The sequence below is a fragment of the Myroides sp. WP-1 genome, assembly GCF_014145635.1.
Taxonomy (GTDB): Bacteria; Bacteroidota; Bacteroidia; order Flavobacteriales; family Flavobacteriaceae; genus Flavobacterium.
Genome location: NZ_JACHTC010000006.1, coordinates 48,764 through 67,296, shown reverse-complemented (window position 1 = coordinate 67,296; position 18,533 = coordinate 48,764). Strand labels below are relative to the sequence as shown.

Genomic DNA, 18,533 nt, shown 5'->3' with positions numbered 1-18,533 from the left:
GTCAAATACGAACAACGCTTTTTTATTTTAGCGCTTTTAAGCCCTTTATTTTTAAAAATAAACCCTACTCTAAAGTATTGTCATTTGCTTTCTTAGAAGGCTTTATTGGGGCTGTATGGCTCATTTCTGATACTTTACTACTTGCTGCAAATGAAGTAACCATATTCGTTAGCATATCACTTGCTGCAGTAGGGGAATTAGGTAATAAAATTAAATTAGATCTCGAATCAGCACCTACTGCCTGAAGCGTATCGTAATGTTGTGTTACAACAATTAGGGCAGAAGCCTCTTGAGAATTGATTCCGACCTTATTTAATACATCCACACTTTCTACTAATCCCTGAGCAATCTCGCGACGTTGATCCGCAATTCCTTGTCCTTGCAGACGTTTGGATTCTGCCTCCGCTTTTGCTTTAGCTACAATGCGAATTCTACTTGCCTCTGCTTCATACTCAGCTGCTACTTTCTCACGATCGGCAGCATTGATTCTATTCATCGCATTTTTCACCTGAATATCTGGATCAATATCCGTAATTAAGGTATTAATGATATCGTAACCATACGTTGTCATCGCTTCATTCAATTCGCGTTTTACTGCTACAGCGATATTGTCTTTTCGCTCAAAAACATCATCTAAAATTAATTTTGGAACCTCTGCACGAACGACATCAAACACATAAGATGTAATCTGATCGTGTGGATACTCCAACTTATAAAATGCATCGTAAACACGATCGGCAATTACTTTGAACTGAACAGAAACTTTCAACTTAACGAAAACATTATCTTTCGTTTTTGTTTCAATCATCACATCCAATTGCTGGATTCTCAAATTAACCACTCCTGAAATTCGATCTACAACAGGTATTTTCAATTGTAAACCAGAGTGCCTAATGCTATTAAATTTCCCAAAGCGCTCAATAATCGCTGAGGACTGTTGTTTAACTGTAAAGAAACTTAAAAACAAGATAATCAATACAGGTACAAGAAAGATTAAAAACATAACAATATTTATTTATTAGTACGTCAAATTACAAAAAAATCTCCATTTCTGGAGATTTCTTTTTATTGTCTATCAAATTGTAATTCTACTTCTATCAAAGCAAGCATTGCAGGTGGTAAACTTGAAGCTAAATCAGGAACTAAAATTGGAATTAAAGCTGCAAATTGATCTCCTTTTGCTTTAATCGTAAACTTATCTGCTGTTAGCGAAGTCACATTAACGTTCATCACTTGATCAAATAAAGTAAACGTCAATACTTTTGTTGCTTCATTAAATGACCACGTTGTTCCAGTCGTAGAAACTGCACAACTATCATCGTGATAGTTAAATTTAACTGTTGCTGCGTCGTCAAAAACTAAAGTATCGTCTTCACAATTTTCTTTTTTAGGATAGGGCATGGCAATAGGATCTGCCATAGGTATGTTAACATTAACATGAGTTGGAACCCATGTATTAACCAAAGAAATATCTGCTACTGCTTTTTTTACTTCAATCGTAAGCTCATTACTTTCCTTGTATCCCTCTTTTTTCGCTACAACTTTAAATGTACCCATTTCTGTAAATTTGAATGGATTAGTTGCATCTTTTCCATTCACATAGAGTTGAGCACCTTCAATTGCAGTTGTACCAACGGCAATCATAAAAGTAACTTCTTCATCTACATTTACTGTATTGCCTTTTAAAGACTTTAATTCAAGTGTTTGTGTGTGTTTTTGTTCTGTACTATTATCATCACTACTACAAGAAACAGTTCCTGTAAGAACTAAAGCGAGTAGTGAAAAAGAAAGAAATATTTTTTTCATAAAACTAGTTTTTGTTAACTCTCAAATATACAACTAAATATCAATTCAATTTACATTTAAATTAACTAAAACATTACGTTTATTTAACAAATTTAAATACAGCTTGTAGTTGTTCTTGTTGCTCAATGTGTTTCTTCACTTTTTCTTGTAATTCTAAGTCAAAATAAGGTAACACTTGTTCTAAGGGTAAAGCCACCTCGAGTTCTTTCTGTGATTTATGTAAAATCACAGCTTTAAAAACGGGGTAATCAGGTAAAACAAGACCTAATTCTTCAAATTTATGATACCATTTAAATGCAGTCGATTTGATATTTTTTTGCTGATCTTCTCTTGTCAAAACCCCTGTAAAATCTTTGTTCAATCTTACTACATCGTTGGGTTTGCTCAACGCAGTGTAATCTTCTCTGAGCAATACATCACCTAGTAAAGGCTTTACGCTTAGAGAAATTGGTTTCCATTCTCCGATTAAATGCTTCTGAATGTAATCGTTCCATTCGCTTTCTGCTCTTTGCCCAGTATTTGCTTCATCATTGGAGCAAGCCGTTGACAAAAAAGCAACAACACATAAAATAGTTAGTAATCTTTTCATTCTACTTTTTTTCTAGCTTAAAATTACAGCTTATTTCTCATAAATAGATAAACCTTTTTTATAAAGCAAAAGAGAGCTAAAATTAGCTCTCTTTAATTTTTATACTGTCGCAATTGCTTGCTTAATTCTCTTCAGCGTTTCTTCTTTACCAATTAACTCAATGATTTGGAATAAATCAGGTCCTTTTAAAGCTCCCACAACACAAACGCGTAAGGGTTGCATTACTTTGCCCATTCCAACACCTTGTTCATTAATCCAGTCTTTCACTTGCTTATCGATTTCTGTTGCATTAAATACACCTACCTTTTCAATAATCTCAGCTACTTGTTCCATTAAACCAGCGGTATCTTCTTTCCAATTTTTAAGCGCTTTTGAATCGTATTCTACAGGTGCTTGAAAAAAGAAATCACTCAATTCAAAGAAATCCGAAACGAACGTTGCACGTTCTTTGATTAATCCTACCACTTGTTGCACATACTGATCTTCAACTTGTATTCCTTTTTCTTTCAAAATACGCTGAAAATCTTGAGCTAAATCAGCATCTTTTTGAAGTTTTAAATAGTGTTGATTGAACCATTTATTCTTTTCTGGATCAAATTTAGCACCTGCTTTATGTACGCGTCCTAGATCAAACTTAGCTACTAATTCTTCTAAAGAAAAAATTTCTTGATCTGTTCCATCGTTCCAACCTAATAAGGCTAAAAAATTAAGAACAGTTTCTGGATAAAAACCTTTTTCTCTATATCCTGAAGATTTTTCACCAGAAATAGGGTCTTGCCAATCTAATGGAAATACAGGAAACCCAAGCTTATCTCCATCGCGTTTAGATAATTTTCCATTTCCAACTGGTTTCAATATAAGTGGTAAATGAGCAAATTTAGGAGCTTCCCAGCCAAATGCTTTGTATAACAATTCGTGTAGTGGAAGAGAAGGTAACCATTCTTCACCGCGAATAACGTGAGATGTTTCCATTAAGTGATCGTCTACAATATTTGCTAAGTGATACGTTGGCATTCCATCACTTTTAAACAATACCTTATCATCTAGTAAACTTGTTTCAAACTTAATATCTCCACGGATAATATCATTTAAATGCAAGGTTTCTCCTACAGGAGTTTTAAATCGAATTACATAAGGTTCATCAGCTGCTATCAATTGATCAACTTCCTCTTTTGATAGATTAAGTGAAGTTCTCAACTGCGATCTATTACTGTGATTATAAATAAAAGTTTGCCCCGATTCTTCAGCTTTCTTGCGTAATTCGTCTAGTTCTTCTGCTGTATCAAATGCATAATATGCCCATCCACTTTCAATCAACTGATCTGCATATTGCTTGTATAATTCCTTGCGCTCACTTTGTCTATAAGGTCCAAACTTTTCGTTTTTTCCCATCGTTTCATCAGGAGAAATACCCAACCATTCTAATGCTTCTAGAATATAGGCTTCTGCACCAGGAACAAATCTATTTTGATCTGTATCTTCTATTCTAACATAGAAAACACCGTTGTTTTGTTTAGCAAATAAATAATTAAATAATGCTGTTCTAACACCACCAATGTGTAAAGGTCCTGTAGGACTAGGTGCAAAACGCACGCGAACTTGATTAGCCATTTTGATTCATTATATTTTTACAAAGATACTACAACTATCGTTTTTATAAAGTTGTAATCTCCTTAAAATCATTTATAAAGTTGTAATCTAACTTTTACACTAATAACATAGTCTTTCACAAATGCCAAATTAGGCCTAGCTAAGAAGCCTTGCAATCACAAAAAAAACGAAAATAACACCCTCTGTTTTAAAAAATCTATACCTATATATATAGTATTTCTATTGCTGTTATCATCTACATTTTAATACATTTTTTACGGTAATAACTAGTTCTAAATTTCAATTTTATGCTTTTTTTGACTCCAAAAAATATCATTTGATCCCCATAAATAAACTAAAATATACGTCATTTTGAAGTCAATTTTTTTACTTTAAATTCACTTTTTTAGCATTTTTAGTGCCTGTAATCTCCCGCATTTATACTGTTTTTCGAGGCTAACTTTAAACGCTATTTATCGAAAATAATGCACATAATAAAAAAATAATTCTCTATAATTTACAGTAAAAACAACCCAATTGATGAAGTAAATTATCCTACAAACCAGTTTGGATGAAAAAAAGTAGTTTGGAAATATTCACAAATAATATGCTGATTTATAAGTAATTAACAGTTATCAACAGGAGTACTTTTAAAATCCTCTAATCTTTTGATTTTGAAGCAATACGCTATAAACAGATTTTGTTGATAAGTATGGAAAGAATAGAATAACTATTTTTTGTTTAGTTAAAATATTTTACAATACAGCAAGTAAATGTACTTGTGCAAATTTATTTTTTAGAAACTATTAGTCAGATATCCATAGTCTATCCACCACTTATTAACAGCTATACACACCCTAAGTTATATTAAACAAGCTGTTGATAACGGTTATTAACCGTGTTAATAAGATAGCTATTTGGCTATTTTAAAGCGTTTTAAGAAATGATATCGTGTTAATAAGTTTTTATAAGTCAAAACTGCAAATTCTAGCTAAAAAGTTATTGTACATATTAACAAGCAATATAATAGAGAAGATATTTTTTAATTTTTAAAAAGATTTTATTTCTATTATTAGTATTGTTGATAACGTTGATAAGTCTTCTTTTTTCTCCTCTTCTGTTTTGTTTGTTGAATGGGTGTTTTTTAGTACAATTTTTCTGTCTCTTTTTTTTTTGGACTGTTGTGCTTGTTGTAAAAAAAAATGGTTTGATGTTTGGATAGAATATGAAGAATATAGCCTCGCTTTTTTTGGTTCATTCCGAATTTTCTAAGCGCTATATTTTGCTTAAATGAAATTGCTGAAGATCGAGTTGAAATAATCCAATTAGGACGCTTGCTTTTTCTCAGATACCAATTTTTTCTAAACGCTATATTTTGCTTAAAAGAAATTACATGAATGTTGGGTTGAAATAATCTAATTAGGACGCTTACTTTTTCTTGGTCAATAAATTTACTAAGCGTTGTATTTCGCTTAAAACAAAATTGCTTGGTATTAGATAGAAATATGAAAGATATAAAGCATGTTTTTTTTGTGAACTGGAAATTTTCTAAACGTTGTATTTCGCTTAAAATAAAATTGCTTGAAGTTAGATAGAAATATGAAAGATATAGAGTATCGTTTTTTTCTGAATAGAGTTTTTTCTTTGCCTTGTATTTTGCGTAAAATAAAATTATTGACAGTTAGATAGAAATATGAAAGATGTAGAGCATCGTTTTTTTCTGAATAGAATTTTTTCTTTGCCTTGTATTTTGCGTAAAATAAAATTACTTGGAGTTAGATGGAAATAAGAAAAGTACAAGATGAAAATTTTTTCTGGCTTGAAAATTTTCTTTGCCTTGTATTTGGCGTAAAATAAAATTACTTGGAGTTAGATGGAAATACTAAAAATATAAGCCGCTTTTTTTTCTGGCTTAAAAATTTTCTTTGCCTTGTATTTTGCGTAAAATAAAATTATTGGGAGTTTGGGCGAAATATGAAAAATAGAAGACGGATATTTTTTTGGTTTGAAAATTTTCTTGGCCTTATATTTCGTGTAAAATAAAATTATTGGGAGTTTGGGCGAAATATGAAAAATAGAAGACGGATATTTTTCTGACTCGAAAATTTTCTTGGCCTTATATTTTGCGTAAAATAAAATTATTTAGAGTTAGGTGGAAATATGAAAAGTACAAAAAGCAAATTTTTCCTGGCTTAAAAATTTTCTTTGCCTTGTATTTCGTGTAAAATAAAATTATTGGGAGTTTGGGCGAAATATGAAAAATAGAAGACGGATATTTTTCTGACTCGAAAATTTTCTTGGCCTTATATTTTGCGTAAAATTAAATTATTTGGAGTTAGATAGAAATACGAAAAATAGGAGAGGAGCTTTGTTTTAACTGATTAAATTTGCTTCATCTTATATCTCGTATAAAAAAAAATGATTTTTCCCAGATTTACAAACTGTGAAGCGTTGTTTAACGAACCCTTGTAGTTTTGATATCTGTAATTTTTGTTTCTTTGTTCTGAAATACGCGAAATACAGCGTCTTAATTTGATGTAAGGGATGTATTTTTTCTTGAGCCGAACTAGCCTGAGTTGCTTAAATGGCAGGTAGAAGTTTTTACATTACGGTTTGCCTTGTTGATTATTTTTTAATTTTTTTTCTTTCGATTAGGGCATTTTAGTTTTCTAGCACTTTTATTTTATAGAAAATCAGGTTTTTTATTTGGGAATGTTTTTAGATTTCAGTGTATTACTGTTTTAATTTTCATCGTACCTTTGCCGGATATTTATATTTTATATGATAACTTTTAATTACGAATTAGATTTTTCACTCCAAAATGAGGAGCAGTATGAAGCGTGGATAGAATCCATTGTTCTTTCTGAAGGCTATCATTTGGGGGAAATAAATTATATTTTTTGCACGGATGAATACTTACATGAGATTAATGTAAAGTATTTGGATCATGATACTTTAACTGATATCATTAGTTTTGATTACACTGATAATCAAGTTGTTAGTGGTGATATTTTTATTAGTTTAGAGCGTGTTAAGGAAAATGCCTCTGATTTTTCAGTAGCTTTTGATACGGAGCTTTTGCGTGTGATGGCACATGGAGTCCTTCATTATTGCGGGTATAAGGATAAAAGTGAAACAGAAGAAGCGTTAATGCGTCAAAAAGAAGAAGAAAAGATGAAATTGTTCCACGTGGAACAATAAAACGATTAGATTTTTACAAAAATGAGTATTTTTCAAGATATATATGATGTAATCGTTGTGGGAGGTGGACATGCGGGTTCTGAAGCTGCTGCTGCTGCTGCCAATATGGGGTCCAAAACACTTTTGATCACAATGAGTTTACAAAACATTGCGCAAATGTCTTGTAATCCTGCTATGGGTGGGATTGCCAAAGGACAAATTGTGCGCGAGATTGATGCCCTAGGAGGGTATTCAGGGATTGTTTCCGATCAAACGGCAATTCAGTTCAAAATGCTAAATAAGTCTAAAGGACCTGCGATGTGGTCGCCACGAGTGCAATCGGATCGTATGCGTTTTTCTGAAACATGGCGTTTGATGCTTGAGGGAACACCTAATTTAGACTTTTATCAAGATATGGTTAAGTCACTTTTGGTTAATAATCACAAAATTGAAGGGGTTGTTACGAGTTTAGGATTGACTATCAAAGCGAAAACTGTTATTCTGACAAATGGAACTTTCCTTAACGGATTGATCCATATTGGAGAGAAGCAGTTCGGTGGGGGTAGAGCTGGTGAAGGTGCTGCTTTTGGTATAACAGAAGACTTAGTAAAATTAGGTTTTACCGCTGGGCGAATGAAAACAGGTACACCTCCTCGTGTAGATGGACGCTCTTTAGATTACACTAAGATGGAAGTTCAAGGGGGAGATATCAATCCTTCGAAGTTCTCTTATATGGATGTAACCTCGCCTTTAAAACAGCAAAGAGACTGTTTTATGACGTATACTTCAACAGAGGTTCATGACCTCCTTCGTGAAGGTTTTGATCGTTCTCCGATGTTTACGGGAAGAATTAAAAGCTTAGGTCCTCGCTATTGTCCGTCTATCGAAGACAAGATTAATCGCTTTGCTGATAAAGAAAGACACCAAATTTTTGTTGAACCGGAAGGGTGGAATACTTGTGAAATCTACGTTAATGGATTCTCAACTTCACTACCAGAAGATATCCAGTTTAAAGCTTTGCGTGCGGTTGCCGGTTTTGAAAATGCTAAAATATTTAGACCAGGATATGCGATCGAATATGATTACTTTCCGCCTACGCAATTGAAGCATACACTAGAAACAAAATTGGTGGATGGTTTGTATTTTGCAGGTCAGATTAATGGTACAACTGGATACGAAGAAGCAGCATCTCAGGGATTGATGGCAGGTATAAATGCACACTTAAAAGTACACGAAAAAGAGCCTTTGATCTTGAGAAGAGATGAAGCTTATATCGGTGTTTTGATCGATGATTTGATCACAAAAGGAACGGAAGAGCCTTATCGTATGTTTACTTCTCGAGCAGAATATCGCACTTTATTGCGTCAAGATAATGCTGATTTCAGATTAACTCCGATGTCTTATTCGATCGGTTTAGCGTCTGAAGAACGTATGAGACGCATGGAATATAAACGCAACGAATCGGAAAAATTTGTTGAATTTTTCAAGGAGACTAGTGTAAAAACAGTGGAGGCAAATCCTATCTTAGAGGCTAAAGGATCTTCTTTAATGAGCCAACCTGATAAGATGTTTAAAGTGTTTTCTCGACCACAAATTGAATTAGATGATATCCTAAAGTTTAAAAAAGTGGAAGAGTATATCGCCGAACATAACCTTGATCAGGAGGTGATTGAACAGGCAGAAATTCAAGTTAAATACTCTGGTTATATTGAGAAAGAAAAGAACAATGCCGACAAGTTGAACCGTTTGGAAGACGTTAAGATTCCCGAAAATTTTGACTATGATAAGATTGTTTCCCTATCGTTTGAATCACGTGAGAAGTTCAAAAAGATCCGTCCGATAACGATCTCTCAAGCATCTAGAATCAGTGGGGTAACCCCAACAGATATATCGATTCTCTTGATCCATATGGGAAGATAACAAGTGAATTGAACTATAAGATAAGGATTGTTCCACGTGGAACAATCCTTATTTTTTTGTTGAGTAGGTAAGAAGCAATATGCATCTTTACAATTAATTACAGCGTTGCTTAAAGTAATAGATGAAGTAAGAATAAGCGATAAACAACCTTTGATGTCTGTATTAGCTGCAGTTTAAATGAAATGATTGAGAGCGACTATGTAGTTGGTAAACGTGCTGAGAACAGATGGGAAATGATCTTGTTTCGCTACTTGGTTTTCCATTAATCACATGTTGTAAAAAATAGACTTTGTAACAAAATAAATAGAGAAGAAAAGACAGAGAAGAAATGACAGAGAAGAAATGACAGAGAAGAAATGACAGAGAAGAAATGACAGAGAAGAAATGACAGAGAAGAAATGACAGAGAAGAAATGACAGAGAAGAAATGACAGAGAAGAAAAGACAGAGAAGAAAAGACAGAGAAGAAAAGACAGAGAAGAAAAGACAGAGAAGAAAAGACAGAGAAGAAAAGACAGAGAAGAAAAGACAGAGAAGAAAAGACAGAGAAGAAAAGACAGAGAAGAAAATCTAGCTAAATGAAAAAGAAAAAAAACTATATTTTAAATGGGGCTTGTTCTGTAAAAAAAGAACTGTTTGGAGGTAAATATAAATCGGTATTGTTAGAAGATTTTTTTTGTAAAATAAATAGCTCTTGAAAAAAATAGGTGTAAAATTGGATTCTGAAAAAGATGTAATTTGAAAAAATGCAGCACAAAAAAGTGTATTCAAAAAGTAGCATTTTTATCCTTATTTTTTCGTCAAAAAAAATAAATGGAAGAATAGAAAAAACAATAAAATGTTTTTACTTTTTTGAGAAATGAATCCAAACAAAAATTATCATTAAATTTTGTTTTAAAAAAAAAGAAGAGAAGAACGAAAGAAAAAAGCATGCAAAAAATTGAAAGATTAAGTTTCTGTTTTTTTAAAATATCAACTATACCATTCTTCAAAAAAAATGAGAAAGAAGATTTTTTTTAAGCCGAAGGGGAGGATCACTTTTAAAGTTTTTTTGCAGAAATAAAGTTTAAAAAGAAAAAGATATCCTTAGTGGAATTCTTAGAATAAATTTTAATTTTGAAGATCATACTACTTTTTATAAGCGGTAAAAAGTGAATGGTAGAATTAAATGAATCGATGTAATGGAACACCTAAATTTTAGCAAAGACGAAAAAATTGTAGAAGTAAAAGACTACAGTGTTTCTCAAGAAGTTTTTTCCTTGTACTATAATCGCGCTTATGATTTAGTATTGACTGATCCAGTTCCGTCTAAAGAAAAATTAGGAAGCTACTACCAAAGTGAGAATTATATTTCCCATACAGATGGAAAACGAAATTTTTTTGAACGCCTTTATCAAAGTGTAAAAAAAGTTGCGTTGCGCAGAAAAGTGGATTTATTGTTTAGACAAAATAATACAGTAGGAACACTTTTAGATATTGGTTGTGGTACTGGTGATTTTTTAGTTGAAGCACAAAAACGCGGATGGACTGTTACCGGATTTGAACCAAGTGATCAAGCAAGAGTATTAGCTGAAAAAAAGGGAGTACGATTGATTTCTGATTTTAAAGAATTAGCGGATGCTTCTTTTGATGTTATTACACTTTGGCATGTTTTGGAACACATTCCTAATTTAGAAGAGCAAATCGTAGAATTAAAACGCTTGCTGAAAGCGGATGGAAAATTAGTTTTGGCTGTTCCTAATTATAAATCATATGATGCAACATATTATAAAGAGTATTGGGCTGCTTATGATGTCCCACGTCATATATGGCATTTTTCACAAAACTCTATTGCGCGTATTTTTTCAACTTTTCAATTTAAAATTGAAGAAGTTCAACCCATGATTTTTGACAGCTTTTATGTTTCTCTTTTATCAGAAGAGTATAAGACCGGAAAGAGAAATTGGATCAAAGCATTTTTAGTAGGCTTACGTTCGAATGTAGAGGCGCGTAATTCGATGGAATATTCCTCTTTGGTTTATTGTTTAGCTAAAGTGGACTAGTTTCTGCATGAAGCATGAAAAACAAGGTTTAGAAATCGATAAAAGTGATTTTAAAGCGTTTTAAGACACTTTTTTAAATAAAGTGGAGTGTTGCTATTAAGAAAAAAAGATATTGGAATAGTGCTGAGCCTTTAAAAGCTGATTTAATAGTTTTTATTTATTGTTTTTATTTATTGTTTTTATTTTATCTATAAATTTTATTTATTAAAATATATAAGTGCAAATAATGTAGTAAACATTAAAAGTTTTTTTAATTTTACATGTTTTTAAAAAAATCAAAAATGAAAAAAGGTATTTTCGTATTAGGATTAGCTGGATTGTTATTTTCTTGTAACAATAATACAAACACTGCTGCAACAGAATTTAAAACTGCGTATATTGATTCTTCTAAATTAATGACAGAATATCAAGAGGTAAAAGATATTGAATCAAAATACAAAATAAAATCAGAAGAGAAAGGAAAAGAGTTCGAAGGAGAAATTGCACAATTTCAACGCGAAGTTCAAAACTTTCAAGCTAATGCAGCTCAAAAAGGGCAAGCTTGGGCTCAACAAAAAGGTGGTGAGTTACAACGCAAAGAGCAACAATTACAGATGAAACAGCAAACAATTTTTCAAGAATTGCAAGCTGAAAGTGCGAAAGAAATGGATTCTGTAGTGAAGAAAGTTAAATCTCACATTGCTGATTTTGCGAAGAAAAAGAGTTTAGATTATGTGTTTAACACAGAAGAAGCTTCGACTGTTATTTACGGTAAAGAGGAGTATAATATCACAGAAGATATTATTAAAGAATTAAACTCAAAATACAAGGGTACTTCTGCAGCTACTACAGTAGATGATAAGAAAGCAGAAACACCTGCAACAAAAGAAGAAAAATAAGAATATTTAATTACGTATATTATTCAAATAGTCCTAAGCATTCTTAGGGCTATTTTTATTTTCAAACCAATTTATGTTTTATCTTACCTTAAAAAATGGAAAATTTTTCTAGAGAAGCGAAGTATGTTTTACAGTTTATCAACGAGACCAAGCAGTCCATTTTTTTAACAGGAAAGGCAGGTACAGGTAAAACTACATTGTTGAAAGAAATCGTTAGTAGTACGCATAAGAATACGGTTATTGTTGCACCAACTGGAATTGCCGCTTTAAACGCTGGAGGAGTAACGATTCATTCGTTTTTTCACTTTCCATTGGCTGCTTTTATTCCCGATGCTGTAAATCCACCGATCTTCAGTGAATACGTAAAATTCGAAAATCGAATCTCGATCAAGAAGCATTTTCGCATGAGTAACATGCGCCGTTCTTTGTTTCGCAATTTAGAATTGCTCATCGTCGATGAAGTGAGTATGTTGCGCGCTGATGTATTGGATGCAATGGATTTTATGTTGCAAACGATTCGAAGAAACAATCTACCCTTTGGCGGAGTTCAATTGTTGTTTATTGGTGATTTACTGCAATTACCTCCCGTGGTTAAAAATGAAGAATGGGAAGTTTTAAGACGTTATTATGACGGATCGTATTTCTTTCATTCTAATGTAGTTCAGGCCAATCCGCCTTTGTATATAGAATTGGAAAAAGTGTATCGTCAATCAGATGATACATTTATTCAAATTTTAAATAATTTGAGGAATAATAAAATTGACACCACAGATTTACAAGTGTTGAATCAATATGTCAATCCAACTTTTGACCAAAATAAAGTGCAGGGATATATTACCTTAACCACGCACAATGCTAAAGCTGATAAAATCAATTCTGATTCCCTGGAAGATTTAAACGCTAAAGCATATACGTACCAAGCAGAAGTGGTTGGAGATTTTCCGAATTCAATATTTCCCATTGAAAATCAGTTGCATTTAAAAGTAGGAGCTCAAGTTATTTTTGTGAAGAATGACTTGTCCTTTGAAAAGAAGTATTACAATGGTAAAATGGGAATTATACAAAAATTAAGTTCGAGCGAGATTTTTGTAAAGTTTCCCGAAGAAAATGAAGTTATAGAAGTAGAACGCTATGAATGGCAGAATATTCGGTATAAAGTAAATCCCAATAGCAAAGAGATTGAAGAAGAGCTGTTGGGTACCTTTACGCATTACCCTTTGAAACTTGCTTGGGCGATTACCGTGCACAAGAGTCAAGGATTAACCTTCGAGAAAGCGATTTTAGACGTTTCTAAGGTGTTTTTACCTGGTCAGGCATATGTTGCTCTATCTCGATTAAAATCGCTGCAAGGATTGGTTCTATTATCTCCAATACAGATGAATGGATTGAAAAATGATTACGAGGTCATGCAGTATGCCAAAAACAAAGCAGATAAACAAACGTTGGAGGATGAAATTCACAGACAAACGCTTTTGTTTTTAGAAGAAAAATTGGTCGAAGCATTTTCGTGGAAGAATTTGGCGCAAAATTGGCGCAATCACCTTTATTCTTTTGGAGAAGAAAACGATAGAAGCAAGAAGAACGAGTATAAAAGTTGGACGTTAAAGATCGTGCAAACACTGGAGGAATTAGTTGTTTTTGCTGAAAAATTTACCAGTCAATTAAGGCATATTTTCTATCATCAACCAGTGGATGTCAACTACGTTAAGGAGCGCGTTGACAAGGCTTATACTTATTTTTTTCCAACTTTAGATCACGTGGTTTTCGAGCTGCTATTTACAATGGCTCAAATTAGGGGAAAACGCCAAATGAAAGCATTTTTTACAGAGTTGGAAGAGTTAGAAGATCAAACGATCAAGACTGTTTTAGAGCTCAAAAAAGCAAAGTTGCTCTTGGAGTTAGTACTTAAAAAAGAACGTATTACCAAAGATAATCTTCGAAGTTTGGAGGTAGGGGAGTATCGCATTAATCATTTAACAAATATTGCTTCCTTGTTGAGAACTAGTCGATTGGATTTACAAGATGAGTATGATTTATTAGAGGATTTAAAATCGAAAGACAAAGCAAAAAAAGAAAAAAAGAAAAGCACTTTTATTTTGACTTACGAATTGTGGATGGAGGGAATGCGCGTCGAAGAAATAGCTGAGGAGCGCAAGTTAACGGCAACGACGATATTTTCGCATTTAGCTAAGTTAATTAGCGATGGAAAGATAGAGTTAAGCGAAGTACTAGATGAAGCTAAAATAAAGCGTTTAGAAAGCGTATTTACGCAAAATGAAGGTAAACCTCTTGCGGAAATTAAAGCTGCTTCAAACGATGAATTTACTTGGGAAGAACTCAAGTTATATCAACGAACTATACCGAATAGCGAAACGAATTAGTTTCGCTATTTTTTATGGATTAATCGCGTTAATTTTATGGATAGATCTGTGAAGATCATTTTGCTGTTTCCATTTCTTTCGATGTGATAAATAGCATTTGACAATTCTTCAAAGATCTCGTCAATATTAGCTCCATTAACAAAAGGAGCGAAGTTTTCGAGTTTGAATTTTGCTACAGTGGTTTGGTAGTATACGAGATTTGACGATTGATAATTGCAAAGTAAAGCTTGTCTGAAGAGTTCAATGCAAAATTCGAGAAACTGTTTTTGTTGTTCTCGTCCTAATGTGGCCAAATCCTCACTCCATTCGACTAAGTCTTTGATTACTGCAGCATTTCCTTTTGCGCGAAAAGCAGCTCTAACCCAAGAAACAAATTTTTGTTCAAAATCAGAAGAATCTGCAGCGTTAGATAGTAGCTGTAGCGCTTTGTTGTAATTTCCTTGAGCTTGACGAGCTAGTAAAGTTGCTTGTTGTTTCGCACAACCTCGCTCCACCAAAGCTTGTTCTATTTCAACACTGTTTAATGCATTGAAGCGCAATAGTTGGCATCGAGATAAAATGGTTTGTAAAATAGCAGTTTCACTTTCTGCAATAAGAATAAAAATCGTTTTGGCAGGTGGCTCTTCTAAAATTTTTAGAATCTTGTTTGATGCCTCTGTATTGAGTTTATCAGCCATCCAAATGATCATTATTTTATAACCACCTTCATAAGATTTTAGGGCTAGTTTTTTGAGAATTTCCCCAGCTTCATCAACGCCTATTTGACCTTGTTTATTTTGTATATCAATGTGGTTATACCAATCAATTAAACTACCATAAGGATTGTTTTTTATAAAATTTCGCCAAGGTTCTGCAAACTTATCACTTGTAGGGTGTTTAGTTACTTCACTAGTTGTAGCAACAGGATAAACGAAGTGTAAATCAGGATGCATTAACGCATTAAACTTGGTATTACAACTTTCATTTCCGCCTGTATTTTCCCCATCAATATTGCGACAAAGCAGGTATTGAGCATAGGCAATAGCCATGGCTAGTGTTCCTGTTCCTTCTTGTCCAATAAACAATTGAGCATGAGGAATTCGACCTGATGTAGCACTTTGTACTAAGTGATTCTTGATGTGGTTTTGACCAACTATTTCTGAAAATAACATACTGCAAATATAAGTGAATTCTTTGGGTATGAGTAAGCCTTGAAAAAGAAAACTTTCTTTCACACGGGGTTCATTTTACCTTGACGTACTCTTGTCTAAGAGAAGGAGAAAAATAATATAATAATCTAAAATAATCGCACTTTGGATTTTAAAAAGATTTATATTTGCGTTAATCGGAATATATTTTAGAAAAATACAACTATGAAAACAATTGATAATGTGAATTTTAAAAATAAAAAAGTATTAATTCGCGTTGATTTTAATGTCCCTTTAAACGATGCCTTTGAGGTAACGGATACGAATCGTATTGAAGCGGCAAAACCTACTATTGAAAAGGTTATTAAAGATGGAGGGGTGGCTATTTTAGTTTCTCATTTGGGTCGACCTAAAGGGGAAAAAAATGATGCTTTTTCACTTCGTCATATTGCCGATAAAACGGCTGAAGTTTTGGGTACTAAAGTTACATTTGTAGAGGATTGTATAGGAGAAAAGGTAAAACAAGCCGTTGCGAATAGTCAAGCAGGTGATGTTCTTTTGTTAGAAAATTTGCGTTTCTATGCACAAGAAGAGAAAGGAGACGAGCAATTTGCGAAGGATTTAGCTTCTGTTGCTGATTTTTATATCAATGACGCATTTGGAACGGCACACCGTGCACATGCTTCTACAACAATTGTAGCGAAGTTTTTTCCGAATGACAAATGCTTTGGTTATTTATTAGCTAAAGAAATAGAAAGTATTGATAAAGTATTACACAGTACTGAAAAACCTGTAACGGCTATTTTAGGAGGATCGAAAGTTTCTTCCAAAATTACCATTATAGAAAATATTTTGGACAAGGTAGACCATATGATTATTGGTGGGGGAATGGCCTTTACCTTTGTCAAAGCATTAGGTGGTAGCATTGGAAACTCTATCTGTGAAGACGATAAGATGGATTTAGCTCTGCGTATTTTAGAACAAGCTAAGGCAAAGAATGTTCAAATTCACTTACCTATTGACGTAGTTGCCGCTGATGCTTTTTCAGCAGATGCCAATACACAACTAGTAGATGTAAAAGCGATTCCTGCAGGATGGCAAGGACTTGATGTTGGTCCTGAAACTCTTGCTAGTTTGAAAAAAGTGATTTTAGATTCTAAAATCATTCTTTGGAATGGCCCTTTAGGGGTTTTCGAAATGGAAAAATTTGCCAATGGAACCATTGAATTAGGAAACTTTATCGCAGAGGCAACGAAAAATGGCACTTTCTCTTTAGTGGGTGGAGGTGATTCTGTAGCAGCTGTGAAACAATTTGGATTAGCACCTAAAATGAGTTATGTATCAACTGGAGGAGGAGCTATGTTAGAAATGTTAGAAGGACAAATATTGCCTGGTATCAAAGCAATACAAGAATAATTAGTTTAGGGTATAGCTACAAGGTTGTAGTTATACCCTATTTCAAAATACAATATCATGAATTATAAAGGAGTAGCGTTATCCCTTATTAGCCTATTATCTTTTAGCTTAATAGCACAAGAACAAACAGAAGGAGTTGAATTTGGGAAGAAAGAGTTAGATCCACAAGTCTATTTAGATTCTATTAAATCAAGTTTTGTCAATCATTCTGCTAGCCAACGCATCGAGAAACTTTGGCTAGATGAATTGATCAATCAAGATCTGTATGAAGAAATGAATGCCGATCTGACCAATGATGAGTTCTTTTCCAATGAAGATGGAGAATGGGATGGTTTAACAACCGAAGTATTAAAAGAGCGCTTGGCATTATTAAATGAAAAAACGCCTTTCAATGTAGAGTATAACGAGTCATTAGAGCGTTTAATTAAGTCTTTTTTAAAGAAGAGAAAGAAATCATTTGAACGTTTATTAGGGCTTTCGGAATACTATTTTCCCATGTTTGAGGAACAATTAGCAAAAAACAATATTCCGTTGGAAGTTAAGTATTTAGCTATTGTTGAATCTGCATTAAATCCAAAGGCTGTTTCTCATATGGGTGCAACGGGTTTATGGCAGTTTATGTATGCTACAGGAAAACAGTACAATTTAGAGGTTTCTTCATTTAAAGATGATCGTGTTGATCCGTTAAAATCATCAGAAGCAGCGGCTAAATTTTTAAAGGATTTGTATGGTATTTTTGGCGATTGGGATCTTGTTTTAGCTTCTTATAATGCGGGCCCAGGAAATGTTTCAAAAGCTATTCGCCGTTCAAATGGTTTAACGAATTACTGGAATATCCGTCCAAATTTGCCCCGTGAAACGCAAAATTATCTACCCGCATTTTATGCGACAATGTATATTTTTGAATACGCAAAAGAACATGGAATTAAAGCCAATAACAATATTCCGATGAAAGTGGTTCAAACTGATACAGTTGCAATAAAACGCATGATGAGTTTCGATCAGATTTCTAAGTTGTTAGATGTTAGTCCGGAAGAACTAGAATTTTTGAATCCAACATATAAATTAAAAATTATTCCTTACTCTTCAAATGAATTAAACTTCGTGCGTTTGCCATTAGACAAAGCAGGTGTCTTAGTTTCGAATGAAGAGAAAATATACGCTTATGTCGATTTTGAAGATGAGCGAAAAGAAAAACCCAATTACGATATTGCCATTGCACAAACAACGGGTGTACGCAATAAGTATCACACGATACGCAAGGGGGAGAATGTAGGTGTAATTGCTAAAAAATACGGACTTTCTGTTGTGGAATTGAAGCGATTGAACAACATGAAAACCAATGTTATTTATCCTGGCAAAAAACTAATAGTTGGTAAGTCGACAATTGCGCAAGCGTCAACTAATGGATTTTACGTTGTAAAAAAGGGAGATTCGCTATATTCAATTAGCAAAAATTTACCTGGAGTGACTATATCCAAATTGAGAGCTTTAAATAATATGGGAGAAAATCCAACGCTTCAACCAGGAATGAAGTTGAGAATTAATTAAGAGTCATTTGAAACATTTTTTTGTCTATATCGCTTGTTTTATTTTTTGCATAAG

General features: G+C 33.3%; 13 protein-coding genes. 8 read left to right on the top strand and 5 right to left on the bottom strand.

From position 1 onward, the window contains the following. Window positions 1-64: 64 nt before the first annotated feature. The 4 genes from H4K33_RS07930 to gltX all read right to left on the bottom strand — a co-directional run bounded on the left by H4K33_RS07930 (window position 65) and on the right by gltX (window position 4,006). Window positions 65-1,003: an SPFH domain-containing protein gene (locus H4K33_RS07930; RefSeq protein WP_182647923.1), complete on the bottom strand. Its 939-nt coding sequence runs from the start codon at window positions 1,001-1,003 to the stop codon at window positions 65-67. Between the two features lie 62 nt (window positions 1,004-1,065). Beyond that, window positions 1,066-1,806, bottom strand: coding sequence for a hypothetical protein (locus tag H4K33_RS07925; protein WP_182647922.1), 741 nt, complete (start codon window positions 1,804-1,806; stop codon window positions 1,066-1,068). Window positions 1,807-1,885: 79 nt separating this feature from the next. After that, a complete protein-coding gene (locus H4K33_RS07920) occupies window positions 1,886-2,395 on the bottom strand; it encodes a hypothetical protein (protein ID WP_182647921.1) in 510 nt (169 codons plus the stop codon). A gap of 99 nt (window positions 2,396-2,494) precedes the next feature. Further along, on the bottom strand, window positions 2,495-4,006 hold the full coding sequence (gene gltX / locus H4K33_RS07915; RefSeq protein ID WP_182647920.1) for a glutamate--tRNA ligase: 1,512 nt from the start codon (window positions 4,004-4,006) through the stop codon (window positions 2,495-2,497). Window positions 4,007-6,766: 2,760 nt separating this feature from the next. Here gltX and ybeY point away from each other — a divergent pair. The 6 genes from ybeY (at window position 6,767) to H4K33_RS07885 (ending at window position 14,385) form a co-directional block, all read left to right on the top strand. After that, entirely contained in the window at window positions 6,767-7,186 is a 420-nt protein-coding gene (ybeY, locus tag H4K33_RS07910; protein ID WP_182647919.1) for an rRNA maturation RNase YbeY, read from the top strand. 21 nt (window positions 7,187-7,207) lie between these two features. Continuing rightward, entirely contained in the window at window positions 7,208-9,085 is a 1,878-nt protein-coding gene (gene mnmG, locus H4K33_RS07905) for a tRNA uridine-5-carboxymethylaminomethyl(34) synthesis enzyme MnmG (RefSeq protein ID WP_182647918.1), read from the top strand. 426 nt (window positions 9,086-9,511) lie between these two features. Continuing rightward, window positions 9,512-9,658 (top strand): hypothetical protein, encoded by a 147-nt coding sequence (locus H4K33_RS07900; protein ID WP_182647917.1) that lies wholly within the window; start codon window positions 9,512-9,514, stop codon window positions 9,656-9,658. A gap of 607 nt (window positions 9,659-10,265) precedes the next feature. After that, complete coding sequence (locus H4K33_RS07895) at window positions 10,266-11,126, top strand: class I SAM-dependent methyltransferase (protein ID WP_182647916.1); 861 nt, start codon at window positions 10,266-10,268, stop codon at window positions 11,124-11,126. A gap of 281 nt (window positions 11,127-11,407) precedes the next feature. Beyond that, window positions 11,408-12,004, top strand: coding sequence for an OmpH family outer membrane protein (locus tag H4K33_RS07890; RefSeq protein WP_182647915.1), 597 nt, complete (start codon window positions 11,408-11,410; stop codon window positions 12,002-12,004). Between the two features lie 95 nt (window positions 12,005-12,099). Further along, on the top strand, window positions 12,100-14,385 hold the full coding sequence (locus H4K33_RS07885) for a helix-turn-helix domain-containing protein (RefSeq protein WP_182647914.1): 2,286 nt from the start codon (window positions 12,100-12,102) through the stop codon (window positions 14,383-14,385). A 5-nt stretch (window positions 14,386-14,390) separates the two neighbouring features. Here the strand turns inward: H4K33_RS07885 and H4K33_RS07880 are convergent, their stop codons facing one another. Then, window positions 14,391-15,536 carry a DNA polymerase III subunit delta' gene (locus tag H4K33_RS07880; RefSeq protein ID WP_182648011.1) on the bottom strand — a complete coding sequence of 382 codons (1,146 nt, stop codon included), beginning with the start codon at window positions 15,534-15,536 and terminating at the stop codon, window positions 14,391-14,393. A gap of 201 nt (window positions 15,537-15,737) precedes the next feature. Here H4K33_RS07880 and pgk point away from each other — a divergent pair, with 201 nt between their 5' ends. After that, on the top strand, window positions 15,738-16,928 hold the full coding sequence (pgk, locus tag H4K33_RS07875) for a phosphoglycerate kinase (RefSeq protein ID WP_182647913.1): 1,191 nt from the start codon (window positions 15,738-15,740) through the stop codon (window positions 16,926-16,928). Window positions 16,929-16,985: 57 nt separating this feature from the next. Beyond that, the gene (locus H4K33_RS07870) at window positions 16,986-18,479 is read left to right on the top strand and encodes a lytic transglycosylase domain-containing protein (RefSeq protein ID WP_182647912.1); all 1,494 of its coding nucleotides are present in this window, start codon (window positions 16,986-16,988) and stop codon (window positions 18,477-18,479) included. The last annotated feature ends 54 nt before the right edge of the window (window positions 18,480-18,533 follow it).